The 21,563-nt window shown below is 48.6% G+C and carries 23 protein-coding genes; 6 read left to right on the plus strand and 17 right to left on the minus strand.

The annotated features are described in order from the left end of the window. Positions 1-52: 52 nt before the first annotated feature. Positions 53-289 carry a hypothetical protein gene (locus BWK47_RS03775; RefSeq protein WP_162327629.1) on the minus strand — a complete coding sequence of 79 codons (237 nt, stop codon included), beginning with the start codon at positions 287-289 and terminating at the stop codon, positions 53-55. A 27-nt stretch (positions 290-316) separates the two neighbouring features. Further along, on the minus strand, positions 317-2,926 hold the full coding sequence (gene leuS / locus BWK47_RS03780) for a leucine--tRNA ligase (RefSeq protein WP_162327630.1): 2,610 nt from the start codon (positions 2,924-2,926) through the stop codon (positions 317-319). 124 nt (positions 2,927-3,050) lie between these two features. Here leuS and gltS point away from each other — a divergent pair, with 124 nt between their 5' ends. Further along, the gene (gene gltS, locus BWK47_RS03785; protein WP_162327631.1) at positions 3,051-4,259 is read left to right on the plus strand and encodes a sodium/glutamate symporter; all 1,209 of its coding nucleotides are present in this window, start codon (positions 3,051-3,053) and stop codon (positions 4,257-4,259) included. Positions 4,260-4,530: 271 nt separating this feature from the next. Here gltS and BWK47_RS03790 read toward each other — a convergent pair whose 3' ends face one another. Then, a complete protein-coding gene (locus BWK47_RS03790; protein WP_010871933.1) occupies positions 4,531-4,854 on the minus strand; it encodes a DUF3155 domain-containing protein in 324 nt (107 codons plus the stop codon). A gap of 243 nt (positions 4,855-5,097) precedes the next feature. Here BWK47_RS03790 and hik2 point away from each other — a divergent pair, with 243 nt between their 5' ends. The 4 genes from hik2 to BWK47_RS03810 all read left to right on the plus strand — a co-directional run bounded on the left by hik2 (position 5,098) and on the right by BWK47_RS03810 (position 9,824). Beyond that, positions 5,098-6,402 (plus strand): two-component system sensor histidine kinase Hik2, encoded by a 1,305-nt coding sequence (gene hik2 / locus BWK47_RS03795; protein WP_162327632.1) that lies wholly within the window; start codon positions 5,098-5,100, stop codon positions 6,400-6,402. A gap of 234 nt (positions 6,403-6,636) precedes the next feature. Beyond that, positions 6,637-7,203: a DUF4269 domain-containing protein gene (locus tag BWK47_RS03800; protein WP_162327633.1), complete on the plus strand. Its 567-nt coding sequence runs from the start codon at positions 6,637-6,639 to the stop codon at positions 7,201-7,203. Between the two features lie 204 nt (positions 7,204-7,407). Then, positions 7,408-9,213: an ABC transporter ATP-binding protein gene (locus BWK47_RS03805; RefSeq protein WP_162327634.1), complete on the plus strand. Its 1,806-nt coding sequence runs from the start codon at positions 7,408-7,410 to the stop codon at positions 9,211-9,213. 104 nt (positions 9,214-9,317) lie between these two features. Further along, a complete protein-coding gene (locus tag BWK47_RS03810) occupies positions 9,318-9,824 on the plus strand; it encodes a hypothetical protein (protein WP_237269785.1) in 507 nt (168 codons plus the stop codon). Between the two features lie 83 nt (positions 9,825-9,907). On the opposite strand, the gene BWK47_RS03815 is transcribed toward BWK47_RS03810, so the two are convergent. The 7 genes from BWK47_RS03815 to sipA all read right to left on the minus strand — a co-directional run bounded on the left by BWK47_RS03815 (position 9,908) and on the right by sipA (position 16,316). Further along, a complete protein-coding gene (locus BWK47_RS03815) occupies positions 9,908-10,552 on the minus strand; it encodes a Uma2 family endonuclease (protein ID WP_237269786.1) in 645 nt (214 codons plus the stop codon). A 40-nt stretch (positions 10,553-10,592) separates the two neighbouring features. Next, positions 10,593-11,420: a TPM domain-containing protein gene (locus BWK47_RS03820; RefSeq protein ID WP_162327636.1), complete on the minus strand. Its 828-nt coding sequence runs from the start codon at positions 11,418-11,420 to the stop codon at positions 10,593-10,595. Positions 11,421-11,576: 156 nt separating this feature from the next. Then, positions 11,577-13,589, minus strand: a complete 2,013-nt coding sequence (tkt, locus tag BWK47_RS03825) for a transketolase (RefSeq protein ID WP_162327637.1) — start codon at positions 13,587-13,589, stop codon at positions 11,577-11,579. Between the two features lie 122 nt (positions 13,590-13,711). After that, positions 13,712-14,962 carry a beta-ketoacyl-ACP synthase II gene (gene fabF, locus BWK47_RS03830; RefSeq protein ID WP_162327638.1) on the minus strand — a complete coding sequence of 417 codons (1,251 nt, stop codon included), beginning with the start codon at positions 14,960-14,962 and terminating at the stop codon, positions 13,712-13,714. A 197-nt stretch (positions 14,963-15,159) separates the two neighbouring features. Next, positions 15,160-15,393, minus strand: coding sequence for an acyl carrier protein (gene acpP, locus BWK47_RS03835; protein ID WP_010871942.1), 234 nt, complete (start codon positions 15,391-15,393; stop codon positions 15,160-15,162). Between the two features lie 209 nt (positions 15,394-15,602). After that, positions 15,603-16,034, minus strand: a complete 432-nt coding sequence (locus tag BWK47_RS03840) for a hypothetical protein (protein WP_162327639.1) — start codon at positions 16,032-16,034, stop codon at positions 15,603-15,605. A gap of 36 nt (positions 16,035-16,070) precedes the next feature. After that, positions 16,071-16,316 (minus strand): regulatory protein SipA, encoded by a 246-nt coding sequence (sipA, locus tag BWK47_RS03845; RefSeq protein ID WP_010871944.1) that lies wholly within the window; start codon positions 16,314-16,316, stop codon positions 16,071-16,073. 187 nt (positions 16,317-16,503) lie between these two features. Between sipA and bfr the strand changes: the two genes are divergently transcribed. Continuing rightward, a complete protein-coding gene (gene bfr / locus BWK47_RS03850; RefSeq protein WP_204250462.1) occupies positions 16,504-16,971 on the plus strand; it encodes a bacterioferritin in 468 nt (155 codons plus the stop codon). Between the two features lie 21 nt (positions 16,972-16,992). Here the strand turns inward: bfr and BWK47_RS03855 are convergent, their stop codons facing one another. The 7 genes from BWK47_RS03855 to rplM all read right to left on the minus strand — a co-directional run bounded on the left by BWK47_RS03855 (position 16,993) and on the right by rplM (position 21,533). Further along, positions 16,993-17,583, minus strand: a complete 591-nt coding sequence (locus BWK47_RS03855; protein WP_041425929.1) for a short chain dehydrogenase — start codon at positions 17,581-17,583, stop codon at positions 16,993-16,995. Positions 17,584-17,837: 254 nt separating this feature from the next. Then, on the minus strand, positions 17,838-18,170 hold the full coding sequence (gene rplY, locus BWK47_RS03860) for a 50S ribosomal protein L25 (protein ID WP_223211343.1): 333 nt from the start codon (positions 18,168-18,170) through the stop codon (positions 17,838-17,840). Between the two features lie 23 nt (positions 18,171-18,193). Beyond that, positions 18,194-19,525, minus strand: a complete 1,332-nt coding sequence (locus BWK47_RS03865) for an adenylosuccinate synthase (protein WP_162327641.1) — start codon at positions 19,523-19,525, stop codon at positions 18,194-18,196. 287 nt (positions 19,526-19,812) lie between these two features. Next, a complete protein-coding gene (locus tag BWK47_RS03870; protein ID WP_162327642.1) occupies positions 19,813-19,992 on the minus strand; it encodes a DUF2949 domain-containing protein in 180 nt (59 codons plus the stop codon). Positions 19,993-20,372: 380 nt separating this feature from the next. Continuing rightward, positions 20,373-20,618, minus strand: a complete 246-nt coding sequence (gene rpmE, locus BWK47_RS03875) for a 50S ribosomal protein L31 (protein WP_162327643.1) — start codon at positions 20,616-20,618, stop codon at positions 20,373-20,375. A gap of 46 nt (positions 20,619-20,664) precedes the next feature. Beyond that, positions 20,665-21,078 carry a 30S ribosomal protein S9 gene (rpsI, locus tag BWK47_RS03880; protein ID WP_010871951.1) on the minus strand — a complete coding sequence of 138 codons (414 nt, stop codon included), beginning with the start codon at positions 21,076-21,078 and terminating at the stop codon, positions 20,665-20,667. Continuing rightward, a complete protein-coding gene (gene rplM, locus BWK47_RS03885; protein WP_162327644.1) occupies positions 21,078-21,533 on the minus strand; it encodes a 50S ribosomal protein L13 in 456 nt (151 codons plus the stop codon). The genes rpsI and rplM overlap by 1 nt, the downstream gene beginning before the upstream one ends. Between the last annotated feature and the right edge of the window lie 30 nt (positions 21,534-21,563).

Here is a 21,563-nt window from a genome sequence, read left to right on the forward strand (position 1 = left end):
ATATTACAAAGATTCAAACTTAACTGTTGTCGCCTAAAAAGTTGTCCCCAATTTATGGCAATGATCCAATGCGAGATAGGAGCGATCGCCTTTGTAAACGAAGACTGATCAATTCGTCTGCCCCCAAGCTACTGATAATCAGGGCGGCAGACAATGATCCCATTCTATTGGCCGGGGTGGATAACACCAGAATGGCGATCGCCAGAGCTAGAAAAAATAGACCAAAAAAAGATCTGACTACCAATTCCTGTTTTGATCTGGTAACTTTCCGGTCAGCATTTTTTTTCATTGGCGCAATTTCCTCGCAAAATTGGGTCTAGGTGATCACAAAATTGACTAATTTACCCGGCACGACAATTACCTTTTTGATGGTTTTACCCTCCAAATAACGTTGGGCCAAATCAGAATTACGGGCCAATTCTTCCAACTGGGCTTTATCGGCACTGGCGGGCACAGTAATGGTACCCCTAGTTTTACCTAGCACTTGAATAACCAGAGTAATTTCATCCGACACTAGGGCAGTGGGATCCGCCTGCAACCAAGCCTGTTGGTGAATGGAGTCAGTACGACCCAAACGATGCCACAATTCCTCCGTTAAATGGGGCGCAAAGGGAGCAAGAAGTAACAACAGGGTTTCAATGCCTTCTTGGTAAACGGGAGAAGAAATCAAATCCGTCGCCGCAATTAGGGCATTACTGAGTTTCATCATTTCGGAAATGGCGGTGTTGAACTGGTAATCGTCGTTCAAATCCTCCGCCACTTCTTTGATTGCCCCATGGATAGCCCGCCGTAAATCTTTCTCCGCTTTAGTTAAAGGCTCGTTGGTCACTAAGGTTTCGGGGCGCACCGCGAAGCGGATCCCTGCGGGATCGCCAATGTAATCGGTTACTAGGCGCCAAACCCGATTGAGAAAGCGGAATTGACCTTCCACGTCCGCATCGTCCCATTCTAAATCCTTCTCTGGAGGGGCTTTGAAAAGGATAAACATCCGGGCGGTGTCGGCACCATATTTAGCCAACACTTCTTGGGGATCCACACCGTTAAATTTGGATTTAGACATTTTTTCGTAGAAAACCTGTAACGGTTCCCCACTGTCGGGGTCCTTTGGATCCTTGGGATCAATTACCTGTTGTCCCGTTTGCAAATCCTTCGCCGGCACATATTTGCCCGTGGTGGGATTTTTGTAGGTAATACCCTGCACCATGCCCTGGGTTAACAATTTTTGGAACGGTTCTTTGACGGGAATTAACTGGCGATCGGCCAAAACCTTGGTGAAAAAGCGGGAATAAAGTAAATGTAAAATGGCGTGTTCAATGCCCCCCACATATTGGTCCACCGGCAACCAGTGGGCAACTTTTTCCCCATCAAAAGGCAACTCGGTATTTTGGGCATCGGCGTAACGGAGAAAATACCAAGAAGAATCAATGAACGTATCCATAGTGTCCGTTTCCCGCCGGGCTGGTTTTCCACAACTGGGACAAGGCACATTAATCCAATCATCTAATTTCGCTAGGGGAGAGGGGCCACGACCGGAAAATTCCACATTATCCGGCAGTTCCACCGGCAAATCCTTGGTCGGTACGGGCACTGCTCCACAGTCATCGCAATGAATGATGGGAATGGGACAGCCCCAATATCGTTGTCGAGAAATCAACCAATCCCGCAGACGATATTGCACTTTGGCCCGGCCATAATTATTATCTTCAGCGAATTTAATAATGGCCTGTTTTGCTTTGGGGGAAGCCATGTTGGTGAATTGAGCTGAATTAACCATCACCCCCGCTTCGGTATAGGCCGCCGTCAAATTCACATCACTGTTATCGGCCTCTTCCGGAATAATCACCACTTGGATAGGCAAATTATTATCCTGGGCAAATTTGAAATCCCGTTGATCGTGGGCGGGAACCCCCATCACTGCGCCGGTGCCGTATTCGTATAAAACATAATCGGCAATTAAAATGGGAATTTTTTCGCCGTTGAAGGGATTGATAGCAATGCCACCGGTTTTAACACCACGCTTGGGTTTATCCTCCGCTGTCCGTTCAATTTCACTTTCTTTGGCCACCATGGCGACAAACTCATCCACTGTGCCCTGTTGCTCTGCTGTGGTAACCACCTTGGTTAAAGGATGTTCTGGGGCTAAAACCACGTAGGTAACTCCGTAAACCGTGTCCGGGCGGGTGGTGAAAACAGCAATTTTTTCCTGACTATCCTTGATGGGAAATTCCAAATAAGCCCCCACTGATTTGCCAATCCAATGGGACTGCATCAGTTTGACCCGTTCTGGCCAGCCCGTTAATTGCTCTAAATCATTCAGTAAAGCTTCAGCGTAGTCGGTGATTTTTAAGAACCATTGCCGCAATAATTTACGCTCCACCATGGCCCCCGATCGCCAGGAGCGGCCTTCACTATCCACCTGTTCATTGGCCAACACTGTTTGATCAATGGGGTCCCAATTAACGGTGGCTTCCTTTTGATAGGCCAAACCCGCTTGGAAAAATTCCAAAAACAACCATTGGGTCCAACGGTAATAATCGGGGGCACAGGTGGCCACTTCCCGTTCCCAATCGATGGAAAGCCCCAACTGTTGCAACTGGGCTCGCATCTGGGCAATATTTTTTTCTGTCCACTGCTTGGGGGGAATACCCCGCTCAATGGCTGCATTTTCCGCCGGTAAACCAAAGGCATCCCAACCCATAGGATGCAACACCTGGTAACCCTGCATTCGTTTTAACCGAGCAATGACATCGGTGATGGTGTAGTTGCGCACATGGCCCATGTGGAGGTTCCCGGAAGGATAGGGAAACATGGACAGGGCATAAAATTTAGGCAGATCAGAGGCGATCGGTGTTTTGTCCAACCCCCATTCAGCCCAGCGTTGTTGCCATTTTTGCTCGATTTCACCAGCGTTGTATGGGGATGCCACGACGACCAAGATCTCCTAAGCCCAGTTGATTACAGGCTTGTTAGTATACCATTCTGACTTGGGCCCAAGGTTGTCTGTTAACCATCCTAGACCAGTGACCACGTAGAGATTGAAATTTGCGATTATGGAAACTATTCAATTCAACATACGCCAGACAATTATTGTCGCAATTTTAGTGCTTTACATTGGTAAATATCTCACTAAAAAAATTAAGTTTTTGCAGAGTTTTAATATTCCCGATGCCGTTTCCGGTGGAGTGCTGGCTTCCCTATTTTTTGGTCTCATCTACGGTATTTTTCGCACAGAAGTAGCTTTCAATTTTCCGATTAGGGATGCTTTTTTAATTATTTTCTTTACCTGCATTGGTCTATCTTCCAAGTTAAAAGTCCTACTCCAGGGCGGCAAACCCCTATTGATTCTTTTAGCAACAGCGGTGAGTTTTTTAGTAATTCAAAATTTTGTCGGGGTGGGTATGGCTTCCCTATTGGGGCAGGCGTTACCAGTAGGTTTACTCTCCGGGTCCATTTCCCTGAGTGGTGGCCATGGCACGGCGATCGCCTGGTCTCCGGTTTTTTATGATAACCACGCCATCCGTAATGCTTCGGAAATTGCCATAGCCTGTGCCACTTTTGGGCTGGTGTTCGGGGGCATTGTGGGAGGCCCCATCGCCAAATTTTTAATTATCCGCAATAAGTTAGAACCGGATTGTGACACTAAAGATTTGACCATTGGCATCCGGCGAGATCAGGACAATGTGCAAATTGATTACAACACCATGCTCCACACCATTTTAGTCATTGGCGTTACCATCGGTCTTGGCTATGAAATTAACGATCTGGTTGCTAGGTTGGGGTTAATGTTGCCGGCCTTTGTTTCCTGTTTACTGGCGGGGATTGTGCTCACCAACACCATTCCCCTCGCTTTTAAAAAATTTCCTTGGCCGGCGGAAACCCCTTCCCTCGCCCTGATTTCCGACGTTAGTTTGGGACTATTCCTGGCTATCTCCCTGATGAGCCTACAACTCTGGACCTTAGCCGACATTGGCGGAGTGATCGCCCTGATCCTCCTGGTCCAATTCATGGCCACAGTGCTCTACAGCATTGCTGTTATTTTTCCCCTCATGGGCAAAGACTACAACGCAGCGGTGGTTTGCTCCGGTTATTCCGGTTTAACCCTGGGGGCCACCCCCACGGCGATCGCCAATATGACCGCAGTGACGGAAAAATTCGGCGCTGCTCCCCAGGCTTTCATCGTTGTACCCTTGGTGGGGGCCTTCTTCATCGACATTGCCAATGCCTTTGTGATCCAGCAATTTCTCAATTTTCTTGGCTAGATCTCTAGATCTATTGTGAAAAAAAGAAGGATGAGGGGCATTATTAACGGACAGCAACAGCCACCCCAACCCGCAGGCTAGAGTGGACTCAGTTGCCAAAACATGACATGATTCCGTTGGAGCGGAGCTCCTTGGACAGGAATGGAAGCGAAAACAGACCGCTTCTTCCCCCAGTTCAGGTGGAGTTTTTCCCCAGAACCCAATCTGGAGTCAACTTGCTAAGAGAGACCAGCCCGGACAAAACCAATACTATTGCCTAGAAACCGCTCAGTTAACGAGTTCCAGCGCCTACAGGAGTTTTGGTGCTAGGGGTGGGTAGTTGATACTCCCGCAGACTGGGGAATAGAAAATGATTCTCTTCCACATACTGGGCCCCAAACAGTCCCTTCTCGGCCCAAAAATATCGATCAGTAGTGTGCTCATTTCGTTTTACAATGAGCAAGGCCGGGGGCTGAATTTCGTTAGCTTGGATGTAGCGACGAGCGGCCGTGACAGGCTTATCCTCGCCGCTTTCAATATTAAACTGAGGAACAAGCTCCAAAATCTTACGACCTTCTTGACGACGACGACTCTTCCGTTTGCGTTTACGTGCCAACCCAGTTACCTCCTATTTCAGCTATATGCTGTAATGATAGTTACAAAAGCCGTGCCGATTATATCCGGTCTAATTCTAAATATCAAGCCCCTCAAGCCCTTGCGGCGCTAAGGGGATCGCTGATTCTAAACACCATTTAGGTAGGGTTTCACCCCCTAAAACTGCCCCCTAGGGCCATAAAAAGACCAATTTAAATCTTAATATTTCTTAACATTCCTGGGGTCTAGCCCCACCACAAGCCCCATGGCCGGTTCCATCTCATCAATGTATTCCCCCAGTGCTGGGTTAATTTCCCTTTGTCAGTCACAGGTTCGGCTTTTGCAACAGGGATTGCGGGTGGACTGGTGCGGCGTTTATCTAAATCAAGAAGAAACGGAACAGGGATTGGTGCCGCTGGTGGTTTCCCATGGTTCAAAGGTGGTTGAGTCAGAAAGTTATGGGTTAATAAGTCTACCACAAGGAGAGGTATCTCCCCCGATGGACGATTTTTCTTTGCCGGCAGTTCCCGTGGGGGTAGGCCAGTTAAGTCGTCGTAGTCGTTTGGAACCTCCTCCCTTCGATGCAGATAAGCGCTTGGTTTTACCTTTGGTTTATGGGGAGGAAATGGTGGGGCTGTTGGTAATTCACCGCAGTCAGGGCCAGTGGCATGGGGAGGAAATGATGCAGTTGGAGGCGATCGCCAAATCCTTAGCGGTGGCCTGCCTATTGGACCAACAACAGGATTGGTATCGCCAGGCTTGGGAGGAACAAAATCAACAATACCAGTGGGAGCGACAACATTGGGCTGACCTCTTGCACCAACTTCGCAATCCCCTCACTGCCCTAAAAACTTTTAGTAAGCTACTGCTCAAACGTTGGCACGGGGACGACAAAAGTCAACAGGTGGTGGAGGGCATTGTCCGCCAGGGAGAACACCTCCAGGAATTGTTACAAAGCTTTGAAGCAAGTCAATCCCAAGACCCTGAAGCAGTGCCCCTGTTGTCAAGTTCCCCAGTGACCACAATCCCGGTTTTGCCCCCGGCGGACCGGGTGGAAACTATACCTCTGGCCAATTTTTCCCTAGGGGAGGTTTTGCCTCCCATTTTGCTGGCCCATCAGGCGATCGCCGCCGAGAGAAATATCACTTTAACAGCCCAAATTGCTTTGATTGATACCGTGGTGATGGCTAACCGTTTAGCTTTGCGGGAAGTGGTTAATAATCTTTTGGACAATGGGATTAAATACACTCCCAACGGTGGCCTCGTAGAAGTTAGTCTTGCCTTAGAAAAAGTGTCATCTTCTGGAATGGATTGGGTCACATTGGCGATCGCCGACACGGGTTATGGCATTCCTGTGGGAGATCAAGGGAAAATTTTCGAGCGCAATTATCGGGGCACCCAAGCCCAGGGTCCCATTAATGGCACAGGTTTGGGTTTGGCGATCGTGGCGGATTTGGTAGCCCAGATGGGGGGCAAAATCACCGTCACTAGCCCCAACGGTTTATCTAGCGACCCAAACCAACCAGGCTCAACTTTTACCCTCTGGTTACGCTCTGTAGAACAAATGTAGTCAAGATTAACGGTTAAATTGGCCCAAAGATTTCCGAGAGTTTCAGATAGATATAGATATGGCAGTGATGGTTATTTCACAAGTGCAGTGGGCAAACACGGGGATGAAAATACGGTCACCAAATATGTGCAAAAACAAGGAAAGGACTATTTGCGGCTACATTAAGACTTTCAACTAAGTCTCTTCTAAATTCTTTCGATACCCCGCTGCTTGCGGCGGGGTTATTTATTCCCGATGCGAATCCCTTACGAAAAAGCAATTGAGAATTTTGATCTGTTGGCCAATCTGTGTATATTCGATCCAATTGTGATCGGAACGCCGCCGCTTGGAATTGATGTGTCCAACAGCGATATCGACATTGCTTGTTATTGTGACGATCTTGACCGATTCGCAGGATTCGCAACGCGTCAGTTTGAATCTCAAGATGGCTTTCAAATTCGACACGGAAGTTTTCAAAATCATGAATCCATCATTGTTCAGTTCAATGCGTTTGAATGGGACGTTGAGATTTTCTGCCAGCCAATTCCGACAAACAAACAGTGGGGCGTACGGCATTTTCGGGTTGAACAGCGGTTGCTCGCTTTGTCTCCTAGTCTAAAATCAACCGTGACGGAATTGAAACGTTCTGGCTTGAAAACCGAACCTGCGTTCGCCAAAGCTCTTGGATTGGCTGGTGAGCCTTACGTGGCAATCCTTGGGCTCGAGGAAACCGACGACCGTGAATTGTTGGCATTAACTGCTACTTGCAAGTCTCTCGCCGCCTCCACAACTTCACCGTTGGGCGATCGCCTCAAACCCTAGGGGGATAGATGGGTTAGATTTGTGAAAGTACAATGGCCTTTTGCCTTGCTCAACCATTGCCTAAGTCCTGGCGAGCTGGGAAATGGTCGCTTGCTTTTAAGACTTATGTAATCTTGTTAGACCAAAGGTAAATCGGGTTTCCCGTTACGAAATCTCTCCATTTGAACATATTAGTCAGTTTCCCTGTCAATTATCTCTTTCTCCATGACCCCGCCCCCTGCTGCTCCCCCGTCTGATAATGATTGGCGCTTGTTATTGCGTCTGCTTCCTTACGTCAAGCGCTATCCCAAGGAACTGGCGGCGGCGTTAGTTTTACTGATTCCTGTGGCTTTTTCTGGAGCAGTGCAACCCCTAATCATTGGGCAAGCAGTTTCCCTGTTGCGGGAGGAACCAGCCTGGGGCTTTTTGGATGCCATGCCATTGGATAGGGCCTTACATACCCTAGTGATTATCTTGGCAGTCACCATTGTCATTCGGTTGCTGTTTTTGGGGTTACAGGGCTTTATTGTGCAAAAAATGGGGCAGGAAATTACCGCCGATGTGCGTCAGGATTTATTTGAACATGTCACTTCTTTGTCGGTAAACTTCTTTCACCGTACCCCTGTGGGCCGTTTGGTAACCCGTATCACCAGTGACGTGGAGGCATTAGGGGAAGTATTTGCCAGTGGGGCGATCGGTGTGGTCAGTGACATTGTCTCCATTCTGGCTATCATCGTGACTATTTTTTGGGTGCAATGGCAGTTGGCCCTGCTACTGGTGGGGATGTTGGTGCCGGTGACTGTGTTGATTATTTATTTCCAGCAACAATATCGCAAAGCTAACTACCAAGCTCGGGAGGAGTTATCTCGCCTTAATTCCCAGCTTCAGGAAAATGTGGCCGGTATCAATGTGGTGCAATTATTCCGTCGGGAAGAGTTAAACAGTCGTTCCTTTCGTCGCGTGAATGAAAAATATCGTCGGGCAGTGGATAAAACTATTTTCCATGACTCTGCTGTGTCGGCCACCTTGGAATGGATAAGTTTGGTGGCGATCGCCGGGGTGCTGGGTTTGGGGGGCTGGCTAATTTTGCGGGATAATCTGGAATTTGGGGTGTTGGCGGCGTTTATTCTGTACGGACAACGGCTATTTAATCCCCTGCGACAGTTTGCCGATAAATTCACCATGTTTCAATCGGGCTTTACGGCGATCGAGCGCATTGGGGAATTAATGGAAGAACCGGTAGAAATCAAAGATCAAGCGGTGATTACCCCCATTGAAATCAATGGTGCTTTGCGGGGTAGCCATGGGGAAATTTGCTTTGAAAATGTTTGGTTTGGCTATAAACCAGACGAGTACGTGCTGAAAAATTTAAACTTCACCATCAAACCCGGGGAAAAAGTCGCCCTAGTGGGGCCAACGGGGGCAGGAAAAAGTTCGATTATTCGTCTACTGTGTCGCCTGCACGATCCCTCCCGGGGTCGCATTTTAGTGGATGGCATTGACATTCGTGAGTTGTCTCAACAGCAACTGCGCCGTTTTATTGGCGTCATTCTCCAAGATAGTTTCCTCTTTGCCGGGGACGTGAAACGGAACATTACCCTAGGGGAAGAATACAGCCTGGAAGAAGTGCAACGGGCAGCCCAATTAACCAGCGTCGATCGCCTGATTGAAGAATTACCCCAGGGTTACCACACTCAATTACGGGAACGGGGCAGTAATTTGTCAGGGGGACAAAAACAGTTACTAGCCTTTGCTCGGGTGGCCATTCGGGAACCCTATGTATTGGTGATGGATGAAGCCACCGCTAGCCTAGATGTCCGCACTGAAGCGGATATTCAAGCGGCTTTGTTACATTTGCTCCAGGATCGTACTTCCATCATCATTGCCCACCGCTTATCGACCATTCGCAATGTGGACCGCATTTTCGTGCTCAAACACGGGGAAATTGTGGAAACTGGCAACCATGACCAACTATTAGACATCAAGGGACTTTACGCTAGTTTGTACCAGTTACAAATGCTGGGGGGCTAATTATCCTACCGGGAATTTCCCTGGTATCATCATTGGTACATCACTAACTTTGCTGACAGATTTTCCGATAAATTCAGTGCAATTGTCTAATCATTGTCATAGATATGAAATTTTTCATCCTTTGCCGACCATTAATTTCATTTGGCCTGGTCAGTACGATTTCCCTGGCTCTGCCTGCTACGGCCCAAGGCGACCAAAATTCTGGCAATCAGTGGGACGGGCAAATTGATCTGCCCGATCGCCAAATGTTTGCCGTTGCCCCTTTTACAGAACTTCCCCAACGGACATTTTGGCAATGGTCTAATCTCAATACACTTACTAGTCCAAATCAACTCATCCAACAGTTCTACGGCCAACCTTTGTTGCCCCAGCAGTTAGGGGAAGGGGATTTTGGTTGTTTCCGATCCAAGAGTGCCACGGCCACTGTGGTTGGCGATAATTCCGTCGCTGTTTTGCTCACCCAAATGGGCAGTTGTGATGATTCCGTCAGCGGGCACCAAACCAGAGTGGATTTTGTCCCCGTCGGCGATCGATGGCAGGTGAATTGGGTCGGGGAAAGGAGCCATTGTCGGGGCCGTTTCTGGGCGGAACCGGGGCAACTCTGTCCATAGCTTTTTTTCTGCTTAAAAGAGGGTAAATGCCGCTGAATATTACCGTGAAATTCTTTTTGGTTGCCCAAATTTTACTGTTTGGACTAATCGGAAAAGCTGTTAAGGATGGCAATCACATCGGCCATGTTATTGGCCAAAACAGCAGGGGTATTGAGCACTAAGCCGGGAAATTCTTGGCTGATGATCAATCCATTGTCGTCGGGAATCAGGCGTTCATATTTCCCATTCACTAGCACAAACCAATCAATTTCCTGGTCGAGGGTACGCCAAACCAGATATTCCTTCACCCCATGGTTTTCGTAAACCCGTTTTTTGCTATGGAGGTCGTAGGAAGCAGTACTGGCGGCAATTTCCACCACTAACTCTGGAGCGCCACTAATGTATTCATCTTCATCTATCTGGGCGTTGCCATCTAGTCGAAATAATATCCCGTCGGGTTGGAGTTCGTTTTCATCGTCTAACCGCACAGTGGCCTCAATGCTAACAGCCAGTCCAGTTCTTTGGGCTTGGTAAGTTCCTAGCCAGGTGATTATGGCACTGTGGGGTTGGCCATGGTAAGTGTGACGGAGGGGAGAAGCCACGTGAACGATTCCTTCAATTAGCTCGGCTTTTTTGATTCGAGAGTCAGCATAAATTCGCTCAAACTCTTGACGATTGAGGCGATCGCCATTTTCAAGAATGGCAACTCGAGTGGGAGAATTGGTGGTGACCATGGGGGAATGCGCCATAATTTCCGTTTTTTCCATCATAGTCACCCTGGCTGAATGCTTAAGTTTGGGGATTGTTGTTGATCTGGCTAAACATAGGAGAAAGGTAAGCTACCAGGGCACCCAGGCTAAAGCCCATTAAATTGCGGAACAGAGGCAAAAAATCACTGGTGCGGGTGACAACGGGGCCAATGCCAAAGGCGATGACCAGAATTCCCCACAGGGGCGACATAATCAACACCCATTGCCACGCAAAGGTCTGATTCGGCGATCGGGGAATGGCCGCAAAGCCAAAAATCAATCCCCCCACAATGGAAGTTACCAAGGTTAAAATCCACTGTTCCCTGGGTAGTCCAGGCACCACATTACAACCACCTTTGAGCAAACAACCTTTAACTGTTTCCAGCGCTTCGGTGATAGCTAGATTTTCGCCATTATCTCGAATGTAGTACATATTACCGAAACGAGCCTGCATCTCAATCCAAAAGGTGCGGGGCATCAGCTCATACACTGCATCCCCGATACTAAAGGCTAATAAATTCCCCCCCCTCGCATCGGCCACCAATAAAATACTTTTGTCGTCTAGGCCCCAAAAAGGAATCACCGCCCGCCCTGGACTCCGGTCGTACTGGGTTAACACCCGCAATTTCCATCCCGTTTCTACTTCAAAACTATTTAGATCGTCGATTAACTGAGCTTCTTGGATTTCCGGTAAAAAGTTGGCCAGATCCACCACGGGAGTTTTTTCCTCCGGCAACAACTCGGGATTATTCACCGCCTGGGCCGGACTCGCCGGGCCCCACCACAGCATTAAAGATAAACTAGCGGCCAAAAGCCAGACAAAATTTTTGCTGAAACGGGTAGCAGAAGACGGCAAATGGACAGCCATAGAGTTTTTCTTTAAGTTTCTTCACAGTTGTTTACCTTATTTTAAGGTATTGCCTCCGTTAAATTTTCACACCGGTCGATCTTTTCTGGACAAAAAAAAGCCCCCTAACAATTAGGAGAGGGGACAGTGAGGAGTTTTAAGCTTGGGGGCGATGGACTAGCTCAGGAGAGTTTTAGCTTTGGCCAGCACATTGTCAACGCTGAAACCAAATTTCTCGAGGCAAACCCCGCCGGGCGCTGAGGCACCAAATGTTTCAATACTAACTGTATCTCCTTCCGTGCCCACATATTTGTGCCAACCAAAGTTGGTGGCGGCTTCTACGGAAAGACGTTTGGTGACAGCTTTTGGCAACACTGACTCTTTGTAGGCGGCATCCTGGGCTTCAAACAGTTCCCAGGAAGGCATGGAAACTACCCGGACTTTTTTGCCCTCAACGGCCAACTTTTCAGCAGCAGCCACACAAAGTTGTACTTCGGAACCCGTACCTAACAAGATTAACTCAGGAGCCCCTTCAGAATCAACAATGGTGTAGGCACCTTTAGCCACGGCATCAATGGAAGTTCCAGGTAAATTGGGCACCGCCTGCCGGGTCAAAGATAACAGGGTGGGGGCATTTTCCTTCGCTTTGGCGATCGCCACTTTGTAGGCACCGGAGGTTTCATTGCCATCGGCAGGACGAATCACAGTCAAGTTGGGAATAGCCCGGAGGGAAGCCAGCACTTCAATGGGTTGGTGGGTGGGACCATCTTCCCCTTGACCAATGGAGTCGTGGGTCATGACCCAAATTACCCCTGCCTCGGAAAGGGCCGAAAGGCGAATGGCGGCCCGCATGTAATCGGTGAAAATTAGGAAGGTAGCACCGAAGGGTAGTAACCCAGAACCGTGGAGAGCAATACCGTTACAGATAGCCCCCATGGCATGTTCCCGTACCCCAAAGTGGACGTTACGGTTTTGATAAGCTCCTTTTTGGAAATCCCCAGAGCAGTGAAGTTCCGTTAGGTTGGAGTGGGTTAAATCCGCCGAACCACCAATTAACTCTGGTAATACGGGGGCCAACGCATTGAGACATTCCTCGGAATATTTCCGGGTGGCCAAACCCTTTTGATCGGGGGTAAAGCTAGCTAGGGTTTTGTCCCAACCTTCCGGTAAAGCACCGCTCAGTTGCCGTTCAAAGGCGGCCGCTTCAGTGGGATATTTGATTTTGTATTGGGCAAAGGCTTGGTTCCATTCCGCTTCGTAGCTGGCTCCCCGTTCAATGGCTTTGCGAGTGTAGTCCAACACCTCCTGGGGCACTTCAAAGGGAGCATAATCCCAACCCAAGTTTTTGCGGGTGGCGGCCACTTCATCAGTGCCCAAAGCAGCCCCATGGATGCCCGCGGTATCAGATTTATTGGGCGCACCGTAACCAATGATGGTGGTGACTTTGATCATAGAAGGTTTATCGGTTACGGCCTTGGCTTCCTCAATAGCCTTGGCGATCGCCGCCAAATCGGTATTGCCATCTTCGACATGGAGTACGTGCCAACCGTAGGCTTCAAAACGCTTGCTCACATCTTCGGTGAAGGCCACATCGGTGGAACCATCAATGGAAATATGATTGTCATCATAGAGGGCGATTAATTTACCCAAACCCCAATGCCCTGCAATGGAAGCGGCTTCCCCGGAAATACCTTCCATATTGCAACCATCCCCCAGAATCACATAGGTGTAATGGTCCACAATGGTGGCATCAGGCTTGTTGTAGGTGGCAGCCAAATGGGCTTCCGCCAGTGCTAAACCCACACCATTAGCAATGCCTTGACCCAAGGGGCCGGTGGTGACTTCTACTCCAGCAGTGAGAAAATTCTCCGGGTGACCGGGGGTAGAAGATTCCCATTGACGGAACTGTTTAATGTCTTCGATGGTCACACTGTCATAACCCAGCAGATAGAGCAGGGCATACTGCAACATGGAGCCATGGCCGGCGGACAACACAAAGCGGTCCCGATTGAACCACTTGGGGTTCTTGGGATTGAACTTCATGAACTTGTTCCACAGGGTAAAGGCCATAGGAGCGGCTCCCATGGGCAAACCAGGGTGGCCAGATTTGGCCTTTTCAATGGCGTCAACGGCTAAAAAGCGAATGGCATTAATAGAAAGTTCGTCTAAGGACTGGGTAGCAACGACCATAATGTTTGGAAAAATAAACTAGCAATAATTGGGTCAATATCCACCGGGGGGCGGTAATGGTAGGGGCCAAGGCAGGCCAAATTGCTACCATCTTCCCACGGTTCGGGAAATTTTTCGGTGGGCTATTGATATTTTTTGAAAGCTAAGGTGACGTTATGGCCACCAAAACCAAAGGAATTGGATAAGGCTACATCCACTATTAAAGCCCGACTCTGCCCCGGCACATAATCCAAATCACACTCAGGGTCGGGGTTCTCCAAATTAATGGTGGGGGGTACCTTATCTTCGGCGATCGCCATTACGGTGGCCACGGCTTCGATACCTCCGGAGCCGCCCAACAGGTGACCAGTCATGGATTTAGTAGAACTAACGGCAATGTTATAGGCATGATTTCCCAACGCCTGTTTAATGGCCCGGGTTTCAGTCACATCGTTAGCCGGGGTACTGGTGCCATGGGCATTAATGTAGCTCACCGCTTCCGGTTTCAAGTTCCCATCTTTCAGGGCTAAGGCGATCGCCCTGGTAGCTCCCCGACCATCCGGCACTGGGGCGGTAATGTGATAGGCATCACAGGTCATGGCATAGCCCACCATTTCCCCATAAATCTTTGCTCCCCGGGCCAAGGCGGATTCCAATTCTTCTAGGATCAAAATTCCCGATCCTTCCCCCATCACAAAACCATCCCGGTCCTTATCGAAGGGACGACTGGCATGGAGGGGATCATCATTGCGGAAAGATAAAGCCCGGGCCGAAGCAAAACCTGCATAGCTCAGCGGGGTAATGGCCGCTTCCGTACCACCGCAAATCATGGCCTTAGCATAGCCATTTTGTACCAAACGAAACGCATCTCCAATGGCATTGGAACCCGCCGCACAGGCCGTCACCGTACAGTTATTGGGACCCTTGGCCCCTAAGTTGATGGCGGTTAACCCAGAGGCCATGTTGGCGATCATCATCGGGATCATAAAAGGACTGCAACGGCTAGGACCCTTATCCAACAGAATGGTTTGTTGATCTTCCAGCACCTTCAAACCACCAATGCCCGTGCCAATCAATACCCCGATTTCATCGGCATTGAGTTCGTTAATCACCAACTTAGCATCATTAATTGCCTGTTGACTGGCACAAACAGCAAAATGGCAAAACCGGTCCATCCGTTTAGCTTCTTTGCGGTCAAGAAACTGGGTAGCATCAAAATCCTTTACTTCCCCTCCAAAACGGCAGGCTTGGTTACTAGCATCGAAACGGGTAATGGGGCCAATGCCGTTACGACCCTCCATTAAGCCTTGCCAATAGTCTTGGAGAGTATTACCGATGGGGGTGATGGCTCCCAATCCCGTTACAACAACACGTTTCTTTTCCAAATTTGCCATGGTACTTAATAGATAAAATCGGGGAGGGGACTCCCCTGGAGTTCTCCGCAAAGATACAGCGACGGGGCCAGGGCCTAGCCCGAGGGGCAAACTGATAAACCCAAAACCGGCATTGGGGCAGTCCTAAACAGTGGCTTAAACCGTCCGAGAACTCGGCTCCAAAGATCTATGGGGGGAGTCGGGGCTATGGCCAGAATTTATTTACTTTCGATATGCTCAACGGCTTTACCCACGGTATCAATGGTTTCCGCCACTTCATCGGGAATTTCAATATCAAACTCTTCTTCCAGGGCCATGACCAATTCCACTGTATCGAGGGAATCAGCCCCTAAATCTTCGGCAAAGGTGGCATCGGGGGTCACTTTGTCAGGATCCACTTCCAACTGTTCCACGACGATTTTTTTAACTTTTTCAAAAATTTCTTGATTCATTACAATACCTTTAACTATAAAAGAAGAGTTTTCGTGCTGGGTCAACGGCCGATCGCCAGCAAAACGGGGGACAGCTTGGGGCTGTCGCGTGGCCGCCTGGTTAGCAATGCGCTCAATTGTTCAGCGTTAACCATCTTAACGGAAAGGTATCCCTTGCACTAGATGCTTCCCCTGTCCCTTGGCCAGAAACATTTGTCAAATAGGGGCTTCTATTCTCCCCAGTGGGGCAAGATTTTTTCTATGTAACTCAACCGGGCCAGGGCAAAGAGAATGGCCTGCCAATTTGGTTGCTGGGTATCTCCTAGGCACAGTAATTGTTCCTGGGGACAACCGATGCGACCAGGGCTAGAGGAAAATGTGAGTGAGGGATCGATGGCCAAAACTTCACTTTTTTTCTCGGGCACAACACAAAATTCATAGCCTTGGGAACGTTTACCATCCTCTGGGCCCATCAATCCATAGACATCGATAACCCCTAGAGGAAATTGGATTTTATCCAAATAATTGGGCACCTTTGCTGACAGTTCTGGGGCGTTAGCGGCGATCGCAATGGGAACGGGAACATATCCATAACCTCCACTAAGGCTGAAGCTGGCTATGGTCAAAATTGCTAAAAAAAGGCGATTTACAGTTAATGCCATATTTTTAGATTAAACTTGGTCGTTTACTCGGCGTTCTTAATCCGAGACTTCCGTTTTTTCTTCCTGCGGCCGAATCACTTCCAAATACTGGCTTTCCAACAGAAAAGTGCCCCGGTCAAACTTTACTCCCCAATAGCCAGCCGGTCGACGGTCTACCACCATTCCCTCCGCGGCGATCGCCAATAAATCCGGAGGACGGAGCATGGGCATGGGATCAGCGGTTTTCAAATAGGGGGGACGGGCAATTAAACGAACTGGGGCACCGACAAACAAATCAGCCATATTGGTTCAGTTTAAGGTCAGAGAGGGACACTTCCTTTGAGAAAAAGGCAATTTTCCCAGGGGTAAAACATTAAAACAATTTAAACAATTTATTGCTGTCGCAGTAAATAACTCCGTCGTCGGACCGTGAATGGGTAAAAATGGAAACAACAACATCAAACAAAACTGCACATCAGAGGATAACAACATGGAAGGCAACCTGGAAGTCAGACAACATCTCAACCAAGCGTTAAAGCTACAACTTACTGCGATTAACCAATATTTTCTCCATGCTCGCATGTGCAAAAATTGGGGGCTGAACGCACTTAATCAGTACGAATATAAAGTATCCATCAAGGCAATGAAGCAGGCCGATAGCCTGATCGAGCGGGTTTTATTTTTGGAAGGACTCCCCAATCTCCAAAATTTGGAAAAACTTCTCATCGGCGAGACGGTACCGGAAATCCTGGGCAATGATCTGACCATGAACCAAGGCATTAGGGATGGTTTAGTTAACAGCATTGCCTTCTTTGAAACCCAACGGGACTATGTAAGCCGGGATGTGTTGTCGGAAATTCTTGAAGAAACAGAAGAACAAATTGACTGGTTAGAGTCCCAGCAATGGCTTATCAGTAATTCTGGACTGGAAAATTATCTCCAATCCATGATGGGGTAAGAGTAAACCAAGATATGGTTACTACGGATAGAGCACTTCTCCTGTCATAGTGCCTTCTAAGCTATGAACATAGGCTTGGGCCACTGTTGCGGCTGGTAATCCGTTGCCCAGGGGCATTCCTAGTGAGAGCAAGGTTTCGTTGACCCAGGGAGGACTAACAACGTTAATGCGAATTCCTCTCGGGGCTTCCAATGCCGCTGCCCGCACAAAGCCTTCCAACCCAGCATTGGTGAGACTGACAGCACTGCCCCCGGGAATGGGTTTTTGGGACAAAACCCCGGACGTAACAGTAATACAACCATTGTCCGTCAGCGCCTGTAAACCATAGCGGATCAGATTGACCTGTCCCATGAGTTTACTGCCTATGCAAAATTCAAAATCTTGGTCCGTCAAACCGGCCAGGGGCTTCAACCGAGTTTCCCCTGCTGCCGAAACGATAGCGTTTAATACCCCTACCTGTTCAATCAAAGCCTGGATAGACGCTGGATCAGTGAGGTCTACCGAAAAATGACTGCCCTGGCGACTGGCCTGTAACACTTCGTGTTTACCTTGAAGACTGGTGACAATAGCCTTGCCGATGGTACCGGTGGCGCCAATGATCAGGATGCGCATGGAAAAATCTTGTGGGAGATTATTTTTAGTCCAGTCTGCCACTGTACCACTGTCCCCCGCAACCCACAACAATTCACCATGGGGTAAAAACTCATTAAGCTGCCAATAAAAAACTCCCCCTAATCTGGCCGACTAAGGGGAATCGCAAATTCAGGGTTAAGATTTGGACAAAGTCCGTCAACATCCCCAACCCAACTATTTTTTCCAATGCTTTCTAACGTGTTTCATCATCCCCAGGAACCTAGGGGATACCGTTATTTTTTACCGGCAAAAAAAGCCAAGTGGTAAAGATTCCGGCGCCAAGGATGGCACTGAATCTCCTGCACTACGGCTTCCCCTTCCCAGGAAAGATGGGGGATTTTAACTTCAATGGGGGTTTCTTTAACAGTCACACTCCGCAACATGGTGATGGCGGTTTTATGATCCACCACTAGGGAAATGGATTCTGCACCATTGTGTCCATAGAGGGTCGCGGGGATTAAGCCTTCCCGACGCAAAGCTCTAGGATTAACTTTTTCGGGACGTTGTTGACATTCAATGGAAAGGGCCATGGTAATACTCGTAAAAATAATAATCAGGGTTAACAAAGGAAAGGCAATTTTGGGCCACGTCAAGCTACCGGATCGCCGTTGGCATAGAGTAAAGCTCGCTTTGGCCCATGGATGGGGTCTTCGACAATAATTGTCTGATCCCGACTGGCCCCTAGGGAAACAATGGCGATCGGTACCTCCATTAATTCCGCTAGGAACTTCAAATAATCCAGGGCCTGGGGGGGTAAGTCCTCCAGGGTACGACATTCTTCTGTGGAACATTGCCACCCAGGGAGGGTTTTATAGATGGGCTGACACCGGGCAAATTCTGCCGCGTTGCCGGGAAAATGGTCACAGGTTTTGCCATCTAGTTCGTAGGCAACACAAACCTTAATTTCCTCCAGTTGGTCCAGCACGTCTAGTTTGGTGATGGCCAAACAATCTAAGCCGTTAATACGCACGGCATAGCGCCCAATCACCCCATCAAACCAGCCACAGCGTCGCCGCCGACCAGTGGTGGTGCCAAATTCCGCTCCTCGGTCACAAAGATGTTGGTTTAGTTCTCCATCCAATTCCGTGGGAAAGGGGCCCTCCCCGACCCTAGTGGTATAGGCTTTGGCTACACCGATGACTCGATCAATCATGGTGGGACCGATGCCAGCGCCCACACAAGCTCCCCCCGCAATGGGGTTAGATGAGGTGACGTAGGGGTAGGTGCCATGGTCCAGGTCTAGGAGGGTGCCCTGGGCTCCTTCAAAGAGAATATTTTTCCTTTGGTGTATAGCTTCGTAAATTTTCAGAGAACTGTCCACCACATGGGACCTTAGGCGATCGGCATAGGTGGTATATTCCGCGATCACCGTTTCCGGGTCTAGGGGAGGCAGGTCGTAGAGTTTATCTAAAACGACATTTTTATATTCAACGGTCCAAAGCAATTTTTTCCGGAGAATTTCGGGGTTCATTAAATCCACCACCCGAATTCCCATGCGCTCTGATTTATCGGCGTAGGTGGGACCAATTCCTCGCCCAGTGGTGCCAATTTTATGCTCTCCCCTTTTCTCCTCCGACGCCTGGTCTAGGAGACGGTGGAAGGGCATGGTCACATGGGCAGTTTGGGAAATATACAGGCGATCGAGGGAAACATCTAATGCTTCCAATTGGTCAAATTCCTGCAATAGGACTTTAGGGTCAATGACTGTCCCCGAGCCGATGATACATTCTGTATCTGGATAGAGAATGCCCGAAGGAATGAGGTGGAGCTTAAAAGTCTGATCGTTAACCACAATTGTGTGGCCCGCGTTTACTCCCCCCTGGGGCCGCACCACCACATCCGCTGATCGACTTAATAAGTCGGTGATTTTACCTTTTCCCTCGTCGCCCCACTGAGCGCCGATAACAATAACGTTAGCCAAGAGCTTTTATTATAAGAAAGTTCACACAAACTATCACTATTGCACTTTTGGGATTTGATGTCAACATTTACTGTCCTTTTCCCTTTGGTAGACCCCTTGATTCCCCTACTGTAACCTTGACGATAACAGGATAGTTGCAGTTATTTCAATTTAGATTGGCACTTGAAAATCAGCAAAACCCTTGAAATACGAGGTCTTAGCCGAGAAGTCGTCTTATTCCATTTCAAAATTTGGACAGAATAAAAGAGTCGATCCCACTGCGAAAATTTTTTTTGTTTTTTAGCGACCTAACCCCAATGATCCAAGAGACGATCCAACTGGGAGGTATTGATTAGACCATACTGCCAAAAAATGACTGGTAGATAGGAGGGCATGGCCTCGGTTTGTTTCAGTCCCCAGGCAATTTGCTCCGCTGACAGTGAAAATTCTTTTTTTAATAGTTGAATAAAATTTTGGGACACTACCATGGACTGCTCCTGGGGCAAGAATTAGTTTTTGCTGGCAACTCTAGTAACGACGGTCACTATGCTCAACTCTGATGGCGATCGCCTGGGGGGCGACACTGGGCCGGAGTTGTTGGAATAGGGCAAAACCTAGGACTAGGAAAGCGCAGGCGGCAATTAACATACAATTCACTTTGTAAACTTATGTTAACAATCCTATAAGTTTCTCTCATAATCTGCAATGGGGTATTTACCGACCTTGAGCGGAGCTTTCCTAGCCAGCAAAAAGCCAGACCGTGAAAAAGCCTGGCTGAAAAAGACTCTAAAAAGTCATTAAGTTAAGGTCTAATTTTCCCAAAGGCAGACTCAAGAAGAATTCCAGGGAAAAGAAAAAATTGGCTTGCCTATTTCTTTTTCTTATCTTGTTTGTCTCCGGCGGTTTTTTCCTTCATGCCATACTTACGCATAAAGCGGTCAACACGGCCTTCGGTATCGATAATTTTCTGGGTACCGGTGTAGAAGGGATGGTTGCCAGACCAGATCTCTACGTTGATTTCTGGCTTGGTGGAACCAACGGTCATAATCACCTCTCCGTTACAGGTGACTTTGGCATCGGGATACCAGGTGGGGTGAATATCAGCTTTGGGCATGGTCAGTCCTAATAATTCCAATAGAGGGGTAAATCCGAATCTCCAATTAACGTTTGGAGTACTGAGGGGCTTTACGGGCTTTGTGAAGACCGTATTTTTTCCGTTCTTTCGCCCGGGGATCCCGGGTGAGATAGCCTTCCGCTTTCAAGGGTTGACGATTTTCGGGGGAAAGTTGGCACAGGGCCCGGGCCACACCAAGTTTCACGGCATCGGCTTGGCCAGTTAGACCGCCACCATGGGCATTAACCAAAATATTGTATTCCCCTTCCAAGCCCAGGGTTTCGAGGGGAGCTTTCAAACTTTGGATGTAGTTGGCAATGCGGTTAAAGTAAATTTCCCCAGGCTTGCCGTTAACAATCACTTCCCCTTGACCGGGCACTAGACGTACCCTGGCGATCGCCGCTTTACGACGGCCGGTGCCCCAATAGACGACTTTGTTGCTAGAATCGTTAGCTTGCATTAGTTAGCTCCTGCAGGAATGGTATTGATAACAAGGGTTTCTGGCTGTTGGGCCGCGTGGGGATGGCTCGGGCCAGCGTAGACTTTTAGCTTGGTGAACAACTTACGACCGAGGCTATTTTTGGGCAACATTCCCCGCACAGCACTTTCGACAATTCTTTCCGGTAGACGAACTTGGAGTTTTTCAAAGGTCTCTTCCTTCATCCCACCGGGACGGCCAGAATGGCGACGATACAGTTTTTGCTCCCGTTTTCTGCCGGTAACTTCTATTTTTTCCGCATTAATAATAATGACAAAATCACCGGTGTCCATGTGGGGAGTAAAGGTAGGCTTATTTTTGCCCCGCAGAATGGTGGCTACTTCGGTAGCCAGACGGCCAAGGCGTTGACCTTCGGCATCAATGACGTACCATTTGTGGCTTAGGTTGTCGATGGTTGGTAATACAGTTTTGTTCATAGTTTTCAAAAATACCCCCGCTTAATAACG

Source organism: Synechocystis sp. CACIAM 05, from assembly GCF_010222815.1.
Lineage (GTDB): Bacteria > Cyanobacteriota > Cyanobacteriia > Cyanobacteriales > Microcystaceae > Synechocystis.

Coding starts and splice junctions, on each gene's coding strand:
- rpmE (WP_162327643.1), bottom strand. CDS start 20,618: ATGCCCAAAGCTGATATTCACCCCACCTGGTATCCCGATGCCAAAGTC.
- acpP (WP_010871942.1), bottom strand. CDS start 15,393: ATGAATCAAGAAATTTTTGAAAAAGTTAAAAAAATCGTCGTGGAACAG.
- gltS (WP_162327631.1), top strand. CDS start 3,051: ATGGAAACTATTCAATTCAACATACGCCAGACAATTATTGTCGCAATT.
- BWK47_RS03815 (WP_237269786.1), bottom strand. CDS start 10,552: ATGGCGCATTCCCCCATGGTCACCACCAATTCTCCCACTCGAGTTGCC.
- BWK47_RS03870 (WP_162327642.1), bottom strand. CDS start 19,992: ATGGTAGTGTCCCAAAATTTTATTCAACTATTAAAAAAAGAATTTTCA.
- BWK47_RS03805 (WP_162327634.1), top strand. CDS start 7,408: ATGACCCCGCCCCCTGCTGCTCCCCCGTCTGATAATGATTGGCGCTTG.
- BWK47_RS03775 (WP_162327629.1), bottom strand. CDS start 289: ATGAAAAAAAATGCTGACCGGAAAGTTACCAGATCAAAACAGGAATTG.
- rpsI (WP_010871951.1), bottom strand. CDS start 21,078: ATGCAAGCTAACGATTCTAGCAACAAAGTCGTCTATTGGGGCACCGGC.
- BWK47_RS03810 (WP_237269785.1), top strand. CDS start 9,318: ATGAAATTTTTCATCCTTTGCCGACCATTAATTTCATTTGGCCTGGTC.
- BWK47_RS03840 (WP_162327639.1), bottom strand. CDS start 16,034: ATGGCATTAACTGTAAATCGCCTTTTTTTAGCAATTTTGACCATAGCC.
- tkt (WP_162327637.1), bottom strand. CDS start 13,589: ATGGTCGTTGCTACCCAGTCCTTAGACGAACTTTCTATTAATGCCATT.
- bfr (WP_204250462.1), top strand. CDS start 16,504: ATGGAAGGCAACCTGGAAGTCAGACAACATCTCAACCAAGCGTTAAAG.
- BWK47_RS03800 (WP_162327633.1), top strand. CDS start 6,637: ATGCGAATCCCTTACGAAAAAGCAATTGAGAATTTTGATCTGTTGGCC.
- hik2 (WP_162327632.1), top strand. CDS start 5,098: ATGGCCGGTTCCATCTCATCAATGTATTCCCCCAGTGCTGGGTTAATT.
- rplM (WP_162327644.1), bottom strand. CDS start 21,533: ATGAACAAAACTGTATTACCAACCATCGACAACCTAAGCCACAAATGG.
- BWK47_RS03820 (WP_162327636.1), bottom strand. CDS start 11,420: ATGGCTGTCCATTTGCCGTCTTCTGCTACCCGTTTCAGCAAAAATTTT.
- BWK47_RS03855 (WP_041425929.1), bottom strand. CDS start 17,583: ATGCGCATCCTGATCATTGGCGCCACCGGTACCATCGGCAAGGCTATT.
- fabF (WP_162327638.1), bottom strand. CDS start 14,962: ATGGCAAATTTGGAAAAGAAACGTGTTGTTGTAACGGGATTGGGAGCC.
- sipA (WP_010871944.1), bottom strand. CDS start 16,316: ATGGCTGATTTGTTTGTCGGTGCCCCAGTTCGTTTAATTGCCCGTCCC.